The following is a 17,053-nucleotide window of genomic DNA, read 5'->3' on the forward strand; positions in this document are numbered from 1 at the left end:
CCTGAGTGCGGGTACTCAGGCGGCGGCCCGGTGCGGCCGGGGGCTGCTTCTCCTCGGCGATGGCCCTGATGTCCTCGAAGCCCGGCCCCCATCTTGTTGAACGCCTGGGCCTCGACCTTCGGCGCGTCCTGGGTGAAGGACAGCTTCACCGGGACGCTGACGCCCGGCTCGACCCTCTCGGCACCGGAGGGCTTCACCCTCACCACCGTGCACTGAACCGCGCGTCGCGGTGCGCCGGACCGCCCGGCCGCCGAGCCCGGGGCGAACGCGAGGGCCTGTCCGGCGGATGCTCCGTATGCCGACTCGGCCCCGCCGGTCCTCCGCCCGGCGGGGCGTCGCCGGCCCCGGCGGCGCTGGTGTTCGAAGTGTCATCACCACCTGCTAACCTCAGCCGATTTCCCGCCGCACCGAGCCGGCGGACAAGACGGGGTAAGAGGTACAGAAGACATGGCATTCCTCCGGGCCAAGCAGAAGGCCCAGGTCATCGAGAAGCTCGCGCAGGTCGCGCCTCCCGGGGAGACCTTCATAGCCTGCGTGCACGCGGAGAGCGGGCCCAGCCCGTGGCTCGCCGCCGCACTCGGTGAGATTCCGCTCGTCGGCCTGATCATCGTGCTGACCCGCAGGTACTACTTCCTGACGCTCACCAACAGCCACGTGGTGGTCAACTCGGCCAACCGCTGGAACAACCGTCCCGGCGACGTGGTCGCGGCCTACCCGCGGCACGCCTTCCCGGTCAGCCGGGTCAAGCGGGCGAGCATCTGGAGCTCGATGTACCTCCAGATGCCGGGTGAGAGCAAGCCGGTGCGCCTGAACATCCACCGCATCTGGCGGGCCGAGATGGACCAGCTGAGCGCCGCCTTCCCGCCCGGGTCGATCGACGAGAGCTCGCAGCCCTTCGACACGCCGCAGAACCAGGGCTACCCGATGCCCGGCTACCCGATGCCCGGTCAGCCGATGGGGCAGCCGATGCCCGGCCAGCAGATGATCCAGCAGCAGCCGGGCTTCGGTGCACAGCCGGCGGCGCAGCCGTACCCGCAGCCGGCGGCGCAGCAGCCGTACCCGCCGCAGCAGGGTCAGCCGTACCCGCCGCAGCAGGCGCCGCAGGCCTACCCGCCGGCCCAGCCGTACCCGCCGCAGCCGGGTGCCCAGGTGCCGCCGCCCGCCCAGCCGTACCCGCCGCAGGTACCGAACGTGCCCTACCCGGGTCAGCCGGGGCAGCAGGGCTACCCGGGCCAGCGCTGACCGCGCTCCTTCCCCGGGGCCTGTCCTCGAACTCCCGCAGTCGGGAGTTCGACGACAGGCCCCACCGGCCTCGGCCCCCTTCGTGGGGGCCGAGGCCGTTTCGGTGGCGCCGAACGCCCGTCCCGGACACCGACGGTGGCCGTCCGGTCACCAGTTGCGGCCGGCCCCGGCTCGGCGCGCCCGGTCGGGCCGACTCTGCGAGGCTGAAGGGAGGAACCGCCTCGGACGAGGAGGCCGGCAGCCATGTCAGCGCAGAAACCGGGGCCCTCAGACCGGAAGGCCCGTGTCGCGGCACTCCGGGCCGCGGAGGCCCGGCACGCCCGGGACCGGCGATGGCTGGTCGGCGGGCTGATCGGCCTGCTGGTGCTCGTCGTGATCGGCGGGATCGCCGTCGTGATCGCCACCAACCAGAGCTCCTCCAGCCCCAGCGGCGTCCCGGCCCACCCCCGGACGACCGCCGAGGGCCGCACCACCCCGCCGCCCTGGGACGCGCCCGCCGATGTCGCGGCGGCCGTCAAGGCGGCCGGGCTGCCGATGCTCGGCGCCGAGGGCACCGCCCTGCACATCCACGCCCACCTCGACGTCTACGCCGACGGGCAGCCGGTGACGGTGCCCGCACTGGTCGGCATCGACGAGGGCGCCCAGCGGATCAGCCCGTTGCACACCCATGACCCCAGCGGCGTCATCCACGTCGAGTCGCCGGTGAGCGCCGACTTCACCCTGGGCCAGTTCCTGACCGAGTGGCAGGTCTCCGTCTCCGCCGACCACCTCGGCGGGCTGCGCACCGACGCCACCCACACCCTGACCGCGTACGTCGACGGCAAGCCGGTGGCCGGCGACCCGGCGGCGATCCGGCTGAACGCCCACGACGAGATCGCCCTGGTGTACGGCACGGCGGCGGAGAACGCCTCGGTCACCGTGCCGAGTGACTACGCCTGGCCGAGCGGGCTCTGAGCGGGGCGGTCGACGCGGGCAGCTCCGGCGGGGCGGGCAGCCCCGGCGGGGCGGGCGGCTCGGATGGGGCGGACACCTCGGACACCTCGGGCGGTGAGCCGTTCCCAGTTGCGGTGGCCGATGTCGGCCTTCCGCCCTGCCCGAGCAGGGTGCCCTGACCGCCGCCGAGCAGCAGCTGCTGGCCGAGTGGCTCCGGCGGCTGTACGAGTAGGGCCAGTCCGGAACCGGCGCCGCCCGCTTCCAGGTCCGCTGCACCGGCACGGCACCGGCACCGGTACCGACGGAGCCTTCCGGACGGTCGACCAGGTGACCTTCAGGGGGCCTCGTGGACCCACCGTCCCGGTGGGCACCGTGCCGGCCGTACGGTGCCCACCGGGGCGGGACGCCGGACCCGCGGCCGGCCCGGCCCGACCTCAGGCCAGCTCGCGCATCCGGCGGATCGGACCGGCCAGCAGGATCAGCGGGCTCGCCACGCTGACGACCGCGACCAGCAGCAGCGCGGTGCGCGGCCCCCAGGCGGCCGCGGCGGTGCCGGCGGCCAGGGCGCCGACCGGGATGGCGCCCCAGGAGACGAAGCGGACCGTGGCCATCACCCGGGACAGCAGCTCCGGGGGCGTCTCGGTCTGCCGGTGGGTGCGGGTGACGATGCTGGTGACCACGACCCCGGCCGAGAACCCGGCGTTGCCGAGGGCGAAGACCAGGGTGGCCCAGCCGGACCCGGCGAGCGGGAGCAGCAGGGCGAAGCCGGTGGCGACCGCCGCCGCCCAGCGCAGGGCCCGGGCACTGCCGAACCGGGCCACCAGTCGGGGCGTGGCGGCGGCACCGAGCAGGCTGCCGAGCCCGCCGGTGGCCATCAGGGCGCCGACGGCGGCGGCCGGGGCGTCGAGGGTGCGGATCAGGAAGACCGGGGTGAGCGTCATCAGCCCGCCGCAGACGAAGTTCACCGCGGTGGCGTCGGCGACGCAGGGCCGGATCACCGGGTGCCGGGCGACGAACCGCCAGCCCTCGCGGATCTGCTCGCGCATCCCGGTGCCACCGGTCGGCCGGGCGGCGGGCGGGCCGACCGGCGGCAGGCTGCCGAGCAGGGCGGCCGAGGTCAGGTAGCTGACGGCGTCCAGCAGCATCGAGGCCGCGCCGCCGACCAGTTGCACCAGCACGCCGCCGAGCGAGGGCCCGGCCAGGTCGGTGGCGGCGATGCTGCCGGAGACCAGGCTGTTGCGGGCGGTCAGCTGCTCCTTGGGGACGACGGCGGGCAGGAAGGTGGAGTTGCCCACGTCGAACAGGACGCTGGCGAAGCCCACCAGCAGTGCCACCACGACCAGTTGGGGCAGCGCCAGGACACCGAGCGCGGCCGCCAGCGGCACCGAGGCGACGGCGGCGGCGCGGATCAGGTCCATCGCGACCTGGGTGCCGCGCAGCGGGAGCCGCTGGACGAGCACGCCGGCGGGGAGGCCGATCAGCAGCCAGGCGACGTAGGCGGCGCCGGTGATCAGGCCGACCTGGAAGGCCGAGGCGTGCAGGGTGACGACCGCCATCAGCGGCAGGGCCACCGTGGTCACCTGGTCGCCGAGTCGGCTGACCGTGGAGGCGCTCCAGTAGCGCCAGAACGCCGCCGCCCCGCTACCGCTGCCCGCCCCGCTACCGCGTCCCCGACCGCCGTCCGGGTCCGTCGTTCTCGCGCCGCCCACCGTCTGCGTCGTCACGTCCACCCCTTCGCGTCACCGGTCGCGAGACCGAGTGAGTTCCTTTTGGGAACTCACTATAATGGGTGATCATGCGGCACACGGAAGCGGCTGACCCCGACTGCGCGATCTCCCAGGCCCTGACCGTGGTCGGGGACACCTGGACCCTGCTCCTGATCAGGGACGTCGCCGGCGGCATCCACCAGTTCGACGCCCTGCAGAACGCGCTCGGCATCAGCCGCAAGGTGCTCACCGAGCGCCTCAAGGCGCTGGTCGCCGACGGCGTCCTGGAGAAGCGGCTCTACCACCCGCACCCGCCGCGCTACGAGTACCACCTGACCGAGCGCGGCCGCGGACTGCTGCCGGTGCTGGTCGCCCTCCAGGACTGGGGCGGGCGCTACGTCCTGGGCGACGGCACGCTCTCCGCCACCAGCACCCCCGACTCCGCCGAGACCCGCCGGGTCACGGCCCTCACCGGCCACCGGCTGCCCGCCCTGGAACTCACCGCCGCCACCGGCGCCGCGGTCGACCCGGTCGCCGCCGACCACGCCTGGACGGTGCTGTACTGCTACCCCGGCGCCTACGCGCCCGGCGGGGCCGACCACCCGCCTGGCTGGGGCGACATCCCCGGCGCGCCCGGCTGCACCCTGGAGTCCTGCACCTACCGCGACCGGATGGGCGAGTTCGCCGCCCGCGACACCGCCGTCTACGGCGTCAGCACCCAACGCCCGGACCAGCTGGCCGCGTTCGCCGAGCACGCCCGGCTCCCGTTCCCGCTGCTCTCCGACGCCGGACTCGAACTGGCCGCCGGGCTGCGGCTGCCCACCTTCCGCGCCGCCGGCGTCGAGCGCCTCAAGCGGCTCACCCTGGTCCTCGACGCCGGCCGTACCGTCCGGGGTGTGCTCTACCCCGTCGCCGACCCGGCGGGTTCGGTCGAGGACGCCCTCGCGCTGCTGGACGGCCTGCGGGGCTGACGGCGGCACGAACGACGACGGGTGCGCCACCGGTCGGACCGGCGACGCACCCGTTCAACTGCCTTGGGGTGAAAGGCGGTCAGTACCGCGAGGCGATCACGAACCAGCCGACCACCATGATCAGGACGACGGCGATGATCGCCGCCTTCGTCGGCGTGAGCCGGTCCCGGAGCTGCCGCGCCGGCCGGACGCGCTGCGCCTCCTCGGTGCACGACTCCCACCAGTCGCGCACCCGCCCGACGTTCACGTCGAAGTCCTCGGCCGGGTACATCGGGCTCCAGGCCAGGCCCGGCAGCGAGCGCCGGCGCCCGCTCGTGGTGAAGATCCGCGCGGCCCGGGCCGTCCCCCCGCTGCCGGCCACGCTGTTGAGCGGGGTCTCGCGGACGTCGACCCAGCGGATCTCCTGCCAGGAGTACGTCCGGCCGGCCCCGAAGCCCCAGCAGATGGTGACCCCGTCGGGCCCGACCCGGCTCCACCCCCGCCACGAGCTGTAGTAGACCGGCACGAACAGCACCACGACGGAGGCCAGCGACCAGGCCATGAACACCGGGCCGGAGCGCAGGACGCCGACCGACACCATGATGACCGCGAAGCAGATCGCGCCGATGAAGTGCGACTTGGAGGGGCGGAACAGGTCCTTGCCCCGGAACACCAGTTCGTTCACGGCGTCACGCTATCCCCGCAGGCCACGGGGCACCAGGCAGTTTCGCGCGTCTGCCGGTCGGCTCCGCCGGTCGGGGTTCGCGTGCCGTCATGGGTCAGGCCTTCCGACCACGGAGGGTCCGATGGGCCGCGCCGAAGGTGAGGCCCATCCAGAGGACGGCCACCCCGCCCGCTACCCAGACCCCGGCGGCACTGAAGGAGAGGTCGTCGTCCAGGGTGGCCGGCGGGGCCCAACCGTCCGGGTCGGCCAGCACGGTGGTGGTCTGGCCGACGGAGCCGCGGGAGCAGCCGATGCCCTCGATGGTGCCGTGCGGCAGCGGCTGCCCGTCCTCGCGCCGGATGCCGCAGCTCCAGCTGACCTTGCCGGTCTTGTCCTTGCTGCTGTGGGCCGAGGTGATCACCACCCGGGTGTCCACCCCGCGGTGGGCGATCAGCTGGGCGCGCAGGGCGGCGGTGGGGAGCGACAGGAGCAGCACGCCGAGCAGGACGGAGGGCCAGAGCACCCAGCCGCTGGGTCGGATCAGCATCACCCCGATCACGGCCGCCATCAGTACCACGACGGCGACGATCGTGCAGGGCGCCTGGTAGTCCGGGTTGGTGGCCACCGCGAGCAGCCCGAGGATCAGCAGCGGGGCGAGTAGCCCGGCCAGGAGAGCGGTGCGGCGCACCGTGCGCGGGGAGAGCGGTACGTCCTTGCGGGGGCGCCGCCGGGCGGCCCCGGTCGGCCTGTTGACCCCCGCGGCGAGTGGTCTCTTCTGCTTCTTGTTCGGACGCTTGGCCATGGTGTCCCCGTTCGGTGGTTCCTTCGTGCTCGCGACAGTGTGACGGCCGACCCGGCCGGCCGGAAGACCGGGGTGCCGCCCTACCTGCGGCACCGAGCGGCCGTCTTCCCAACTTTGTTGCGTGGTAGCTACATTGACCGGTGTGGGAGTGGTATTCGATCTCTTCCTGTTGGTCGGGGCGGCCGTCCTGGCCGGGTGCGCCGCGGCGTTCGCCTCGGCGGGCCGGGCGGCCCGGGCGCTGCGCCGGGACGGGGTCCGCACGGTCGGCCGGGTGCGGAAGGTGCGGTGTCAGACCACCGCCGAGGGCTACGAGCGCCGGCGGGTGACGATCGAGTTCGGCCTGCCGGACGGCCGCACCGTCGAACTGCTGCGGCCCGACGAGGGCCCGGAGGGCGGCCGCTACCAGGTGGGGGACGAGGTGACGGTGCTGTACCACCCGTCCCGCCCCGGCCGGGGCCTGGCCGTCCATCCGGTGCGCCGTTTCCCGCCGCCCCCGGGGGAGTGCGGGCTGGCGCTGCTCTCGCTGGCCTGTGCGCTGGGTGCGGCGAGCCTGCTGGTGCTGATGTTCTGACCCTCCGCCGGACAGCCAGGCCCTGTCCGGCCCTATGAGGTCAGGGCCGTCCCAGCGCCGCCTGCTCCAGGTCGAGGTCGCGCTGGAGCAGCCGCAGCGTGGTGTCGCTGATCAGGTGCTCCTCGTACAGCCGGTGCAGCCGGTCGTTCTGGACGGCGATGACCTCGTGCCGGAGCTGGCGGTAGGCGCCGTCGGCGGTGGTGCCGTCGGGGGCCTCCGGGGTGCGGTCGAGCCGGGCGGTGAGGGCGCGGCGCACCCGGTCGACGGCGGTCTCGGGGACGGCCTCCAGCTCGGCCAGCCCGTCCACGTGCTCCAGGGCGGCGCGGTTGAGCGCGTCACGGGCGTCCGCCTCCTCGCGCGCGGTGTGCTCGGGTTCGAGGGCGAGCCCGGAGCGGTTGACCACGGCGGCGAGCGTCAGCCCCTGGACGACCAGGGTGAGCACGACGTTGGAGACGGTGAGCACCAGGACCAGCGGCCGCCCGTCGAGCCCGCCGCCGGCCTCGGTGGCGAGTGGGATGGACAGCGCGGCGGCCAGCGGCATCACGCCCCGGGTGCCGGCCCAGGTGACCACCCCGGCGACCCGCCAGGACAGCCGCCCCCGGCTGGGTTTGAAGGCCCGGGTGAGCGGCAGCGTCCATAGCACCCGGACGGCGATCAGTACCGCGGCGATCGCCGCCGACTGCAACGGCCACCAGCCGGTGGCGGCCGGCAGCTCCCGGACGAGGGTGGGCAGTTCCAGGCCGACGATCGAGAAGACGACGCTCTCCAGCAGGAACACCACCACCGCGTACACGGCGTGCAGCTGGAGCCGGATCCGGGCGTCGGTCAGCCGGTGGCCGGAGCGGCCGAGCAGCACCCCGGCGATCACCACCGAGGTGACGCCCGAGGTGTGCGCGGACTCCGCCAGCACATAGGCCGCGTACGGGGTGACCAGGGCTATCACGGTCTCCAGCACCGGGTCGGTGGTGCGGCGGCGCAGCAGCCAGACCAGACCGGCGACGGCCGCGCCGACCAGGCTGCCGCCCCCGCCGAGCAGCACCAGTTCGCCGCCCGCGGCCGGCAGGTCGACCGTGCCGCCGGCCGCCACGGCGACGCCGACGGCGACCTTGAACAGCACCAGCGAGGTGGCGTCGTTGAACAGGCTCTCGGCCTGGACCAGCACCTGGACCCGCCCGGGCAGCGCGAGTCGGCGCCCGAGCGCGGTGACCGCGACCGGGTCGGTGCTGGAGAGCACCGCGCCGAGCACGAAGGCCATCGCTGGCGGCAGCCCGGCGACGGCGACGGCCACGAAGCCGACGGCCGCGGCGGAGGCGAAGACCAGGCCGAAGGAGAGGATGGTGACCGGCCGCCACACCGTGCGCAGATCGCGCAGCGACAGCTCCTCGGCGGAGGAGTAGAGCAGCGGCGGCAGTACCACCGCGCCGATGATCTGCGGCGGCACGTGCAGCGCGGGCACCCCGGGGACGAGCGCGACGCCGAGCCCGGCCAGCACCAGCAAGGAGGGGGCGGGCACCCGCCATCGGCGGGCGAAGGTGGCCACGCTGGTGGCCAGGACGACCAGGACGAGAACGATCCCCACGGTGTGCATCTGCAGAAACGACCCATCGCAACCTTCGAGGTCGCCGAAGCCCGATCGCCGCAGTCGTCCCCCGAGCCGACCAGACTTCCCGGCACACCGCTGGTCATCTTATCGGTCCTTTTGCGGGGTCCGGCAGAATATCGGCCGCCACCGACCCGCTGACCGCAGGTCAGGGACGGCCCGCGACCCCCGCCACCGAGGGGTCGTCCTGTTCCGAACTTGTTCACCGGATACTCGCCGGAAGTCTTGCGGACCGTGCACGCACGGAAGTTGGATACACGACATCCCGCAACCCGCCGGGCCCACGACACCCGCTACGGAGCCCCGATGCCCCTGCCGTCCCCGCGCCGCGCCCTCGCCGCCGGAGCAGCTGCCACCGTGCTCGCCGCCCTCGGCACCACCCCGGCCGCCGCCGAGAGCGCCCCGGTCACCGCGCCGCCGCTGGACGTCCTGACCTACAACACCTTCCTGATGAGCACCGCGCTCTACCCCAACTGGGGCCAGCAGCACCGTGCCCAGGCGATCGCCACGGCGGACTTCTTCCAGGGCCACGACGTGGTCGTGCTGGAGGAGGCCTTCGACAACGCCGCCTCCGACGCCCTGATCGCCCGGGCCTCGGCCGCCTACCCGTACCACACCCCCGTGGTCGGCCGCTCCACCGGCGGCTGGGACGCCACCTCCGGCAGCTACAGCTCCACCACCCCCGAGGACGGCGGCGTCACCGTACTCAGCAAGTGGCCGATCCTGCACCGGGAGCAGTACGTCTACAAGGATTCCTGCGGCTCCGACTCCTGGTCCAACAAGGGCTTCGCGTACGCCGTCCTGGACGTCAACGGCCGCCGCACCCACGTGGTCGGCACCCACCTGCAGTCCACCGACTCCGGCTGCGCCGGTGGCCAGGCGGCCGCCGTCCGGGCCAAGCAACTCGGCGCCATGCGGGCCTTCCTGGACGCCAAGCGGATCCCGGCGAACGAGCCGGTCCTCCTCGCCGGGGACCTCAACATCGACTTCCACGGCACCGAGTACCAGGCCCTGCTGGAGAACGGCAACCTCGCCCCGGCCTCCGCCCGCACCGGCTGGCCGTACTCCTTCGACACCGCCGACAACTCCGTCGCCGCCTACCGCTACCCGGGCGAGCCGAAGGAGGACCTCGACCACGTGCTCTACCGCGCCGACCACGCCCGCCCCCAGGAGTACACCAACGAGGTGCTGCGGGTGCACAGCGCGCCCTGGACGGTCAGCAGCTGGGGCAAGCGCTACACCTACACCGACCTCTCCGACCACTACCCGCTCACCGCGCACTGAGCCGGGTGACCTGACCTCGGGCGGTGCGCCGGGGCCGGTCCGCCGGACGGGCCGCACCACGTCGGCACCGGGAGATCGCACACCAGCCGCCGCCGGTCGGCAAGCCGCCGGCCCGCCGCGGACGGCGGTAGGCGGGTGCGGGGCGGATGTGGGGGGGCGGGTGTGGGGCGCATCACAGCTACCGGGGCGGTTCGGGCTCCTACGATCGTGATCGCGGACGCCGGTCACGCCGAGGCCGGCGCCCCTTCGGCACCACCAGTGATCCGGCCCGAGGAGAAGCGCACCTTGACCACCCCCACCGCCGCGCCCGACAGCTACTACCAGCGCACCGGCGAGCACCGCTACAAGCCGACCGCCCACGCGCAGGGCGCCTGGCACCCCGACGAGCAGCACTTCAGCCCGGTGGGCGGGCTGATCGCCCACGCGATCGACCGCCACCGGGCCGACCGCCCCGCCGACGGCCTGGCCCTGGCCCGGATCAGCTACGACATACTCGGCCTGATCGCCCTGGACGAGCTGGAGATCACGGTGGAGACCCTCCGCCCCGGCCGCACCATCGAGCTGGTGGAGGCGGTGGCCTCGATCGGCGGCCGCGCCGTCGTACGGGCCCGGGCCTGGTTCCTGGCCGAGCAGGACACCACCGCCGTGGCCGGCACCCACGACCAACGGCTGCCCGCGCCCGAGGAGTTCGAGCCCTGGGCGATGAGCGAGCAGTGGGCCGGCGGCTACATCGCCTCGGTCGAGGTCCGCCGACGCTCCACCGCCCCCGGCCGGGCCGCCGCCTGGCTGTCGACTCCGCTGGAGCTGGTCGCCGGGGAGCCCAGCGGCCCGCACGCCGCCTTCATCGCCCTGGTCGACACCGCCAACGGCATCGCCGTCCGGGAGCAGCCGACCGCCTGGATGTTCCCCAACACCGATCTGACGATCCACTTCCACCGCCGCCCCGGCGGCGGCTGGACCGGCCTGGACACCGGCGTCAGCTTCGGCCCGGCCGGGCACGGCGTCACCAGCACGGTGCTGCACGACGTCCACGGGCCAGTGGGCCGGGCCGAGCAGATCCTCACCGTCCGCCCGTTGGCCGGGACACGGCTCAGCCCGGCAGCGAGTCCATGAAGGAGCTGACCGAGAACACCGCCTTGCCGGGACCGGCCGGCCCGTAGCCGGGCGGGGAGGAGAGGCCGAACTCCTCCAGGGTGGTCCGGTAGGTCTGCAGCAGCCGGATGTGGTACTCCAGCGGCGCGCCCTGCGGGTTGGCCTTGCCCAGCGGGGTGGTGGGCTCGGGGCACCAGGTGGTGAAGCGCGGCACCACGCCGTGGGACATGAAGAAGCGCAGTCCCTCCCGGGTGGAGGCGATCGCCTCGTCGACCGTGGTGAAACCGAAGGGCTCGGCCATCTCCACGCCCGCAACGAAGTTGGGGATCACGTTCTCGGCGCCGAACACCTCGGTGGAGTCCAGGATCCGGCGGTGCCACTCGTCCCGGCCGACGTAGCGCTCCTTGCCGGGGCAGTAGAGCTCGAACAGCCGCTTGTCCCACACCTCGAAGTTGGGGTGGTAGATCTTCACACCGTAGTCGCGGAAGCGCTGGACGTCGTCGCGCGGCAGCGCCTGGGCGACCACCTTGCCGATCCAGCGGTCCGGGAAGTGCTCCTCGATGGCCTTGGCGTACTGCCCGTAGAAGTCGGCCTCGTCCCGGCCGCCGACCTGCGAGGTGATCGCGCCACCGGTGAGGGTGTACGCCCGGGAGGCGCGGGCGGTGTCGTGGCGGTCGATGATCTCCAGCGCCTCCAGCACCTCCTCGACCGGCTTGACCCCGGTGTACGGGCGGCCGGCGGCCTTGTGCTGGCGCCAGTTGTGGTTGATGTCGCAGTACTGGCACTCCTCCTTGGCACCGAAGTACTGGCAGACCCGGAACACCGTGAGGTAGATCAGGTAACCCCACTGGATGGTCGGGGCGACCTCCATCACCGACTTCCCGTTGGCCAGGGTGTGCCGGTAGTAGTCCGGCATCGGCGGCAGGCCGACGTCGGCGATCCGCGCACCGTCCAGGTAGAGCCCGAGCGCGCCGTCCTCGCCCGCGCCGACGCGGTACGGCGAGTCCGGGTTGACCCGCACCGACACCACCGTGCGGCGCAGCCCGTACGGCCCGCCGGTCAGCACCACCTCCTCCGGCGGCCGGTTCAGTGCGGCCGCGCCCAGCTCGGGCAGGGTGCGGTGGTCGAAGGAGAAGATGAAGTAGGACTTCGGCTTGACCTCGCCGCCCCCGTCGGCGCCGGTGCTGCCACTGAGGGCGGACTCGTCGAAGGCCATGCCGCCGCGCAGCAGGTCCTCCTTGATCACCGCCTCCCGGGGCACGTCGGGGAAGCACTCCATGAGGTCCTCGACGAGGGCGGTACGGCTGCGGGCCTGGCTCTCCATGCGCTGGTCTTCCTTCCTGGCCGCGTTCCTCTCACGGCGCCCGGCCCATTCTTCTCCCTCTTACGCGCACGGCCGGACACCGGCCCGCTCGATGGCCGGGCGCTCCGGCCGCCAGGTGGAGCGGGACACGGGCGGTGGTCGACAGGTTGACGCCGGTGGGAGCCGGATCGATGCATGACAGGGGCGCGGGCAAACGCCGACAGCCGGAACGTTCACCCTATCGGGTGTAGAAGATCGTCCGTTGTGATCCGGAACGGGCTTTCGCGCCTACCGTTGGTCAGCGAGCGAGACGGGGCCCGCGGCGTGGAGTTCCCCTTCGCGGCAGGCGGGATGACGACCCGTCACATCATGCGATCCCTCTCAGAGGAGGCTCCATGCCCCTGCGCACCCGAATGGACACACCACCCGGGCCCGTCCACGCCCCGGCGGTGGGCTCATGAGCTCCCCGGCGATCGAGCGGATCCTCGGCGGACCCACCGGACTGGGCACCGCCGGGCTGCAGTTGAGGCCGCCGACGCCGGAGGCCGTGGCACCGGAGGCCTCGGCCCCCGAGGTCACGGCTCCGGTCGAGGCCCCGGCCGCCGACGCCCCGGAGGCCGAGGCGGCACTGGTCGGCGCGGTGTCGGCCGTCGCGCCGGAGGCCGTGGCCGAGGCGTTCGAAGTCCTGCTCCCCGATGTCCGCCTGCCGTCCGTTCCCACCCTGCCGTCCGGCCCCGGCCTGGCCTTCGGGGCACCGGCCGCGGCGCCGAGCGGCGGGAAGCCCAAGCTCGGCGACCCCATCCCCGGCCTCTACCACCACCCGATCGCCGAGCCCGACCCCGTCCGAGTGGAGACGCTCAGCCTCAAGATCAAGGCCTGGGCGATCGACGAGATCGAGCTCTACCCGCCGGAGTGGGAAAAGGACTTCGACGGCTTCTCCACCGGCCGCTACATGGTGGCCTGCCACCCGGACGCGCCGAGCGTCGACCACCTGATGCTCGCGGCCCGGCTGATGGTCGCCGAGAACGCGGTGGACGACTGCTACTGCGAGGACCTCGGCGGCTCGCCGGTCGGTCTGGGCAGCCGCCTGCTGCTCGCGCACACCGCGCTGGACCCGCTGCACACCACCGCCGAGTACCAGCCGGCCTGGGAGGCCTCGCTCTCGGAGGACGCGCCCCGGCGCTCGTACCGCTCGGCGATGGACTACTTCGTCCGTGCCTCCACGCCCTCTCAGGCCGACCGCTTCCGGCACGACATGGCGCGGCTGCACCTGGGGTACCTGGCCGAGGCGGCGTGGGCCGAGACCGAGACCGTCCCGGAGGTGTGGGAGTACCTGGCGATGCGCCAGTTCAACAACTTCCGCCCCTGCCCGACGATCACCGACACCGTCGGCGGCTACGAACTGCCCGTCGAACTGCACGCACTGCCCGCCCTGCAGCGGATCATCGCGCTGGCCGGCAACGCCACCACGATCGTCAACGACCTGTACTCGTACACCAAGGAGCTGGCCAGCCCGGGGCTCCACCTGAACCTGCCGGTGGTGATCTCCGAACGCGAGGGCGTCTCGCGCCAGGAGGGCTACCTGAAGGCCGTCGAGGTGCACAACGAGCTGATGCACGCCTTCGAGGCCGAGTCCGCCGCGCTGGCCGTCGCCTGCCCGGTGCCGACGCTCGTGAGGTTCCTGCGCGGGGTGGCCGCCTGGCTCGACGGCAACCACTACTGGCACCAGACCAACACCCACCGCTACAGCCTGCCCGACTTCTGGTAACGCGCCGGTCGGCAGTCGCCCGTTTTCCGATAACCAACCCTGACAACACTGGAGTTGACCCACATGTCCCTGACCGACGACCTCACCACCCCCCGCAGCGCCATCCCCGGCCCGGCGACTCCGTACCAGAGCGACATCGCGCGTTACTGGAACAACGAGGCCCGCCCGGTGAACCTGCGCCTGGGCGACGTCGACGGCCTGTACCACCACCACTACGGCATCGGTGAGATCGACCAGGCGGCGATCGGAGACCCGGCGGACAGTGAGCGCGAGAAGAAGGTCATCGCCGAGCTGCACCGCCTGGAGTCCGCCCAGGCCGACGTCCTGCTCGACCACCTCGGCGGCATCGAGGCCGAGCACACCCTGCTCGACGCCGGCTGCGGCCGCGGCGGCTCGATGGTCATGGCCCACCAGCGCTTCGGCTGCCGGGTCGAGGGCCTGACCCTCTCCACCCAGCAGGCCGACTTCGGCAACAAGCGCGCCGCCGAGCTGGGCATCGGGGACTTCGTCCGCTCCCGGGTCGCCAACATGCTGGACATGCCGCTGGAGAACGGCTCGGTGATGGGCTCCTGGAACAACGAGTCCAGCATGTACGTCGACCTGCACGACCTGTTCGCCGAGCACTCCCGGGTGCTGGCGGTCGGCGGCCGGTACGTGACCATCACCGGCTGCTGGAACCCGAAGTACGGCCAGCCGTCGAAGTGGGTCTCGCAGATCAACGCCCACTTCGAGTGCAACATCCACTCCCGCCGCGAGTACCTGCGGGCGATGGCCGACAACCGCCTGGTGCCCCAGGCCGTCATCGACCTCACCCCGGACACCCTGCCCTACTGGGAGCTGCGGAACACCACCTCGCTGGTCACCGGCATCGAGGAGGCGTTCATCGAGTCCTACAAGGACGGTTCCTTCCAGTACGTGCTGATCGCGGCCGACCGGGTCTGACCCGGCGCCGGACCGACGGGCGGCCTCCCCACAGTGGCGCGGGGAGGCCGCCCGTCGGCCGTCGGCTGTCGTCCGCTCGGCTACACCGCGGCGGGGCGGGTGAAGGTGATGTGGGTGACCCCGCTCGGGCTGCTCACCACCTCGGTGTCGAAGCGCCGCTCCAGGTCCTCCAGCCCGGCCCAGAGCGACTCGCCCCGCCCGAGCACGACCGGCACCACGACCACGTGCAGGTGGTCGACCAGGTCGGCCTCCAGGAAGGCCCGGATCATGCTCGGGCCGCCGCCCAGCCGCACGTCCTGCCCGCCGGCCGCTTCCCGGGCCTGCCGCAGCGCCTCCTCGGGGGTGGCGTCGATGAAGTGGAAGACCGTCCCGCCCTCCATCTCCACGCTCGGGCGCGAGTGGTGGGTGAGCACGAAGACCGGGGTGTGGAACGGCGGGTTCGGCCCCCACCAGCCCCGCCAGTCCTCGTTCTCCCACGGGCCGCGCTGTGGGCCGAACTTGTTGCGGCCCATGATCTCCACGCCGATGCCGTCGCCCCAGGCGCGGGCCATCGCGTCGTCCACCCCGGTGCTGCCGCCCTCCTGGCCGTGCATCCGGCGGAAGGTGCGGGTGCCGAAGAACCAGCGGTGCAGCCGGTCGGTCGCGTGCCCGAAGGGCTGTTCCAGGCTCTGCCCCTCGCCGGTGCCGTAGCCGTCGAGGGAGATCGAGAAGTTGTGGACCCGGACCAGGGACATGGTGCTGCCTCCGCTGCTCGTGGCTCTCGGACGGCCGCCCGCGGCCGCCCGCTCGCGGGCCACGGTAGCGCTGGGGGCCGACAATCCTGATGCTCCGTCACGCCCGGGGCGTGGCGTGCCGCGGGGCGGAGCGGAAGGGGGAGGCCGGGGCGGAGGTGGCGAAGCCGTCACGCTATTGTCGTGCCTTCTTCACGAGGTGCACGCCCCGTCCGGCGATGCTGCCTCCGGCGGCCCGCACCGGCGGCCGCCGCGACCGACCCCGGGGGGACGATTCCGATGACCGTACGCCGTACCCTGGCGGGCCTGCTGGCCGCCGGCCTGCTCGCCACCGCCGCATCCCTGCTGCCCACCGCGGCCCCCGCCGCCGCCGACACCGGCGCCGGCGACCTGCCGTTCGGCTCGGCCACCACCGTCGGCCTGCACAACACCTACGACCCGGCCGCCTACCAGTACCTCGCCCAGAGCCTGGACACCGGCACCGGCATGATCGAACTCGACCTCTGGACCGACGTCGTCACCAAGGAGTGGAAGGTCAGCCACTCCAACCCGCTCGGCAACTCCAACAACTGCACCGCCGCCGACACCCCGGCCCAGCTCTACGGCGGCGGCACCAACAAGAACCTGGAGCACTGCCTCGACGACGTCCGGGTCTGGCTCGGCGCCCACCCGGGCGCCGGGCCGCTGGTCGTCAAGCTGGAGCTGAAGGGCGGCTTCGCCGCCAACCTCGGGATGGGCCCGGACCAGCTCGACGCGCTGATCGCCGCCCACCTCGGCAGCGCGGTGCTGCGCCCGGCCGACGTGCTGGCCAAGCCCGGCGGCGGCAGCTACGCCAGCGTCGACGAGGCGGTCCGGGCGGGCAACTGGCCGAGCCGCTCCGCGCTCGCCGGGCGGGTGCTGCTCTACGCGATCCCGGGCACGGTCGAGGAGAACAACCCCTTCGACACCCTGCACACCGACGTCGAGTACGGCCGGCACCTGCGCGACCTGGCCGCGGCGGGCCGGCTCGGCCAGGCCCAGCTGTTCCCGGCCGTGCACGGCGCGACCGGCGGCGACCCGCGGACCAATTACACCGGCGCGGACGCGGCCATCCGCCCCTGGTTCGTGGTCTTCGACGGTGACGCGGCCACCTACCTCAACGGCGTCGACACCGCCTGGTACGACCGCTCCCACTACCTGCTGGTGATGACCGACGCCCAGAACGTCGCGCCGCAGATCAGCGCCACCGACCCGACCGTCGACCAGGCCCGCGCCCGCACCGAGCAGCTGGCCCGGGCGCACGCCAGCATCGTCTCCAGCGACTGGCGCAAGCTCCCGGCGGTGCAGTCCCTGGTCCTCACCCGGGGCTGAGGCCCCGCTCCGCGACCGGGGCCTCAGCTGCTGAGCCGGTCGATGTGGTCGAGGACGGCGCCGGCGCCGTCCTCGACCGCGACGAGCCGGGCGACGGCGGCCGCGCGGCGGCGGT

General features: G+C 73.2%; 15 protein-coding genes and 1 pseudogene. 10 read left to right on the forward strand and 6 right to left on the reverse strand.

Annotated elements, in window-relative coordinates; all coding sequences use genetic code 11:
- The first annotated feature begins 93 nt into the window (after positions 1–93).
- The 3 genes from ACFWIS_RS12940 to ACFWIS_RS12950 all read left to right on the forward strand — a co-directional run bounded on the left by ACFWIS_RS12940 (position 94) and on the right by ACFWIS_RS12950 (position 2,196).
- Positions 94–216, forward strand: coding sequence for a hypothetical protein (locus tag ACFWIS_RS12940; RefSeq protein ID WP_380523847.1), 123 nt, complete (start codon positions 94–96; stop codon positions 214–216).
- Between the two features lie 231 nt (positions 217–447).
- Positions 448–1,242 carry a hypothetical protein gene (locus tag ACFWIS_RS12945; protein WP_380464154.1) on the forward strand — a complete coding sequence of 265 codons (795 nt, stop codon included), beginning with the start codon at positions 448–450 and terminating at the stop codon, positions 1,240–1,242.
- 243 nt (positions 1,243–1,485) lie between these two features.
- Entirely contained in the window at positions 1,486–2,196 is a 711-nt protein-coding gene (locus ACFWIS_RS12950; protein ID WP_380459431.1) for a YrzE family protein, read from the forward strand.
- A 413-nt stretch (positions 2,197–2,609) separates the two neighbouring features.
- Here the strand turns inward: ACFWIS_RS12950 and ACFWIS_RS12955 are convergent, their stop codons facing one another.
- A complete protein-coding gene (locus ACFWIS_RS12955; protein WP_380459433.1) occupies positions 2,610–3,899 on the reverse strand; it encodes an MFS transporter in 1,290 nt (429 codons plus the stop codon).
- 71 nt (positions 3,900–3,970) lie between these two features.
- Between ACFWIS_RS12955 and ACFWIS_RS12960 the strand changes: the two genes are divergently transcribed.
- Positions 3,971–4,852: a winged helix-turn-helix transcriptional regulator gene (locus tag ACFWIS_RS12960; RefSeq protein WP_380459435.1), complete on the forward strand. Its 882-nt coding sequence runs from the start codon at positions 3,971–3,973 to the stop codon at positions 4,850–4,852.
- A 79-nt stretch (positions 4,853–4,931) separates the two neighbouring features.
- On the opposite strand, the gene ACFWIS_RS12965 is transcribed toward ACFWIS_RS12960, so the two are convergent.
- A complete protein-coding gene (locus ACFWIS_RS12965; protein WP_380459436.1) occupies positions 4,932–5,516 on the reverse strand; it encodes a hypothetical protein in 585 nt (194 codons plus the stop codon).
- Between the two features lie 94 nt (positions 5,517–5,610).
- Positions 5,611–6,297 carry a hypothetical protein gene (locus ACFWIS_RS12970; RefSeq protein WP_380459438.1) on the reverse strand — a complete coding sequence of 229 codons (687 nt, stop codon included), beginning with the start codon at positions 6,295–6,297 and terminating at the stop codon, positions 5,611–5,613.
- A gap of 142 nt (positions 6,298–6,439) precedes the next feature.
- Between ACFWIS_RS12970 and ACFWIS_RS12975 the strand changes: the two genes are divergently transcribed.
- Complete coding sequence (locus ACFWIS_RS12975) at positions 6,440–6,868, forward strand: DUF3592 domain-containing protein (protein WP_380459439.1); 429 nt, start codon at positions 6,440–6,442, stop codon at positions 6,866–6,868.
- Positions 6,869–6,908: 40 nt separating this feature from the next.
- On the opposite strand, the gene ACFWIS_RS12980 is transcribed toward ACFWIS_RS12975, so the two are convergent.
- Positions 6,909–8,456 carry a Na+/H+ antiporter gene (locus tag ACFWIS_RS12980; RefSeq protein WP_380459441.1) on the reverse strand — a complete coding sequence of 516 codons (1,548 nt, stop codon included), beginning with the start codon at positions 8,454–8,456 and terminating at the stop codon, positions 6,909–6,911.
- A 318-nt stretch (positions 8,457–8,774) separates the two neighbouring features.
- On the opposite strand from ACFWIS_RS12980, the gene sph reads away from it, so the two are divergent.
- The gene (gene sph / locus ACFWIS_RS12985) at positions 8,775–9,752 is read left to right on the forward strand and encodes a sphingomyelin phosphodiesterase (protein ID WP_380459443.1); all 978 of its coding nucleotides are present in this window, start codon (positions 8,775–8,777) and stop codon (positions 9,750–9,752) included.
- Between the two features lie 285 nt (positions 9,753–10,037).
- Positions 10,038–10,865: a thioesterase family protein gene (locus ACFWIS_RS12990; protein WP_380459444.1), complete on the forward strand. Its 828-nt coding sequence runs from the start codon at positions 10,038–10,040 to the stop codon at positions 10,863–10,865.
- Here the strand turns inward: ACFWIS_RS12990 and ACFWIS_RS12995 are convergent.
- Entirely contained in the window at positions 10,843–12,168 is a 1,326-nt protein-coding gene (locus ACFWIS_RS12995) for a radical SAM protein (RefSeq protein ID WP_380459446.1), read from the reverse strand. The genes ACFWIS_RS12990 and ACFWIS_RS12995 overlap by 23 nt on opposite strands.
- Positions 12,169–12,542: 374 nt before the next feature.
- Here ACFWIS_RS12995 and ACFWIS_RS13000 point away from each other — a divergent pair.
- Positions 12,543–13,915, forward strand: a pseudogene (locus ACFWIS_RS13000) (family 2 encapsulin nanocompartment cargo protein terpene cyclase).
- 63 nt (positions 13,916–13,978) lie between these two features.
- The gene (locus tag ACFWIS_RS13005) at positions 13,979–14,857 is read left to right on the forward strand and encodes a geranyl diphosphate 2-C-methyltransferase (RefSeq protein WP_380459448.1); all 879 of its coding nucleotides are present in this window, start codon (positions 13,979–13,981) and stop codon (positions 14,855–14,857) included.
- An 80-nt stretch (positions 14,858–14,937) separates the two neighbouring features.
- Here the strand turns inward: ACFWIS_RS13005 and ACFWIS_RS13010 are convergent, their stop codons facing one another.
- Entirely contained in the window at positions 14,938–15,591 is a 654-nt protein-coding gene (locus ACFWIS_RS13010) for a dihydrofolate reductase family protein (RefSeq protein ID WP_380459450.1), read from the reverse strand.
- Positions 15,592–15,867: 276 nt separating this feature from the next.
- Here ACFWIS_RS13010 and ACFWIS_RS13015 point away from each other — a divergent pair, with 276 nt between their 5' ends.
- Positions 15,868–16,938, forward strand: coding sequence for a phosphatidylinositol-specific phospholipase C domain-containing protein (locus ACFWIS_RS13015; RefSeq protein ID WP_380459452.1), 1,071 nt, complete (start codon positions 15,868–15,870; stop codon positions 16,936–16,938).
- Positions 16,939–17,053: the final 115 nt, after the last annotated feature.

The organism is Kitasatospora sp. NPDC127060, from assembly GCF_042724935.1.
Classification (GTDB): Bacteria; Actinomycetota; Actinomycetes; order Streptomycetales; family Streptomycetaceae; genus Kitasatospora.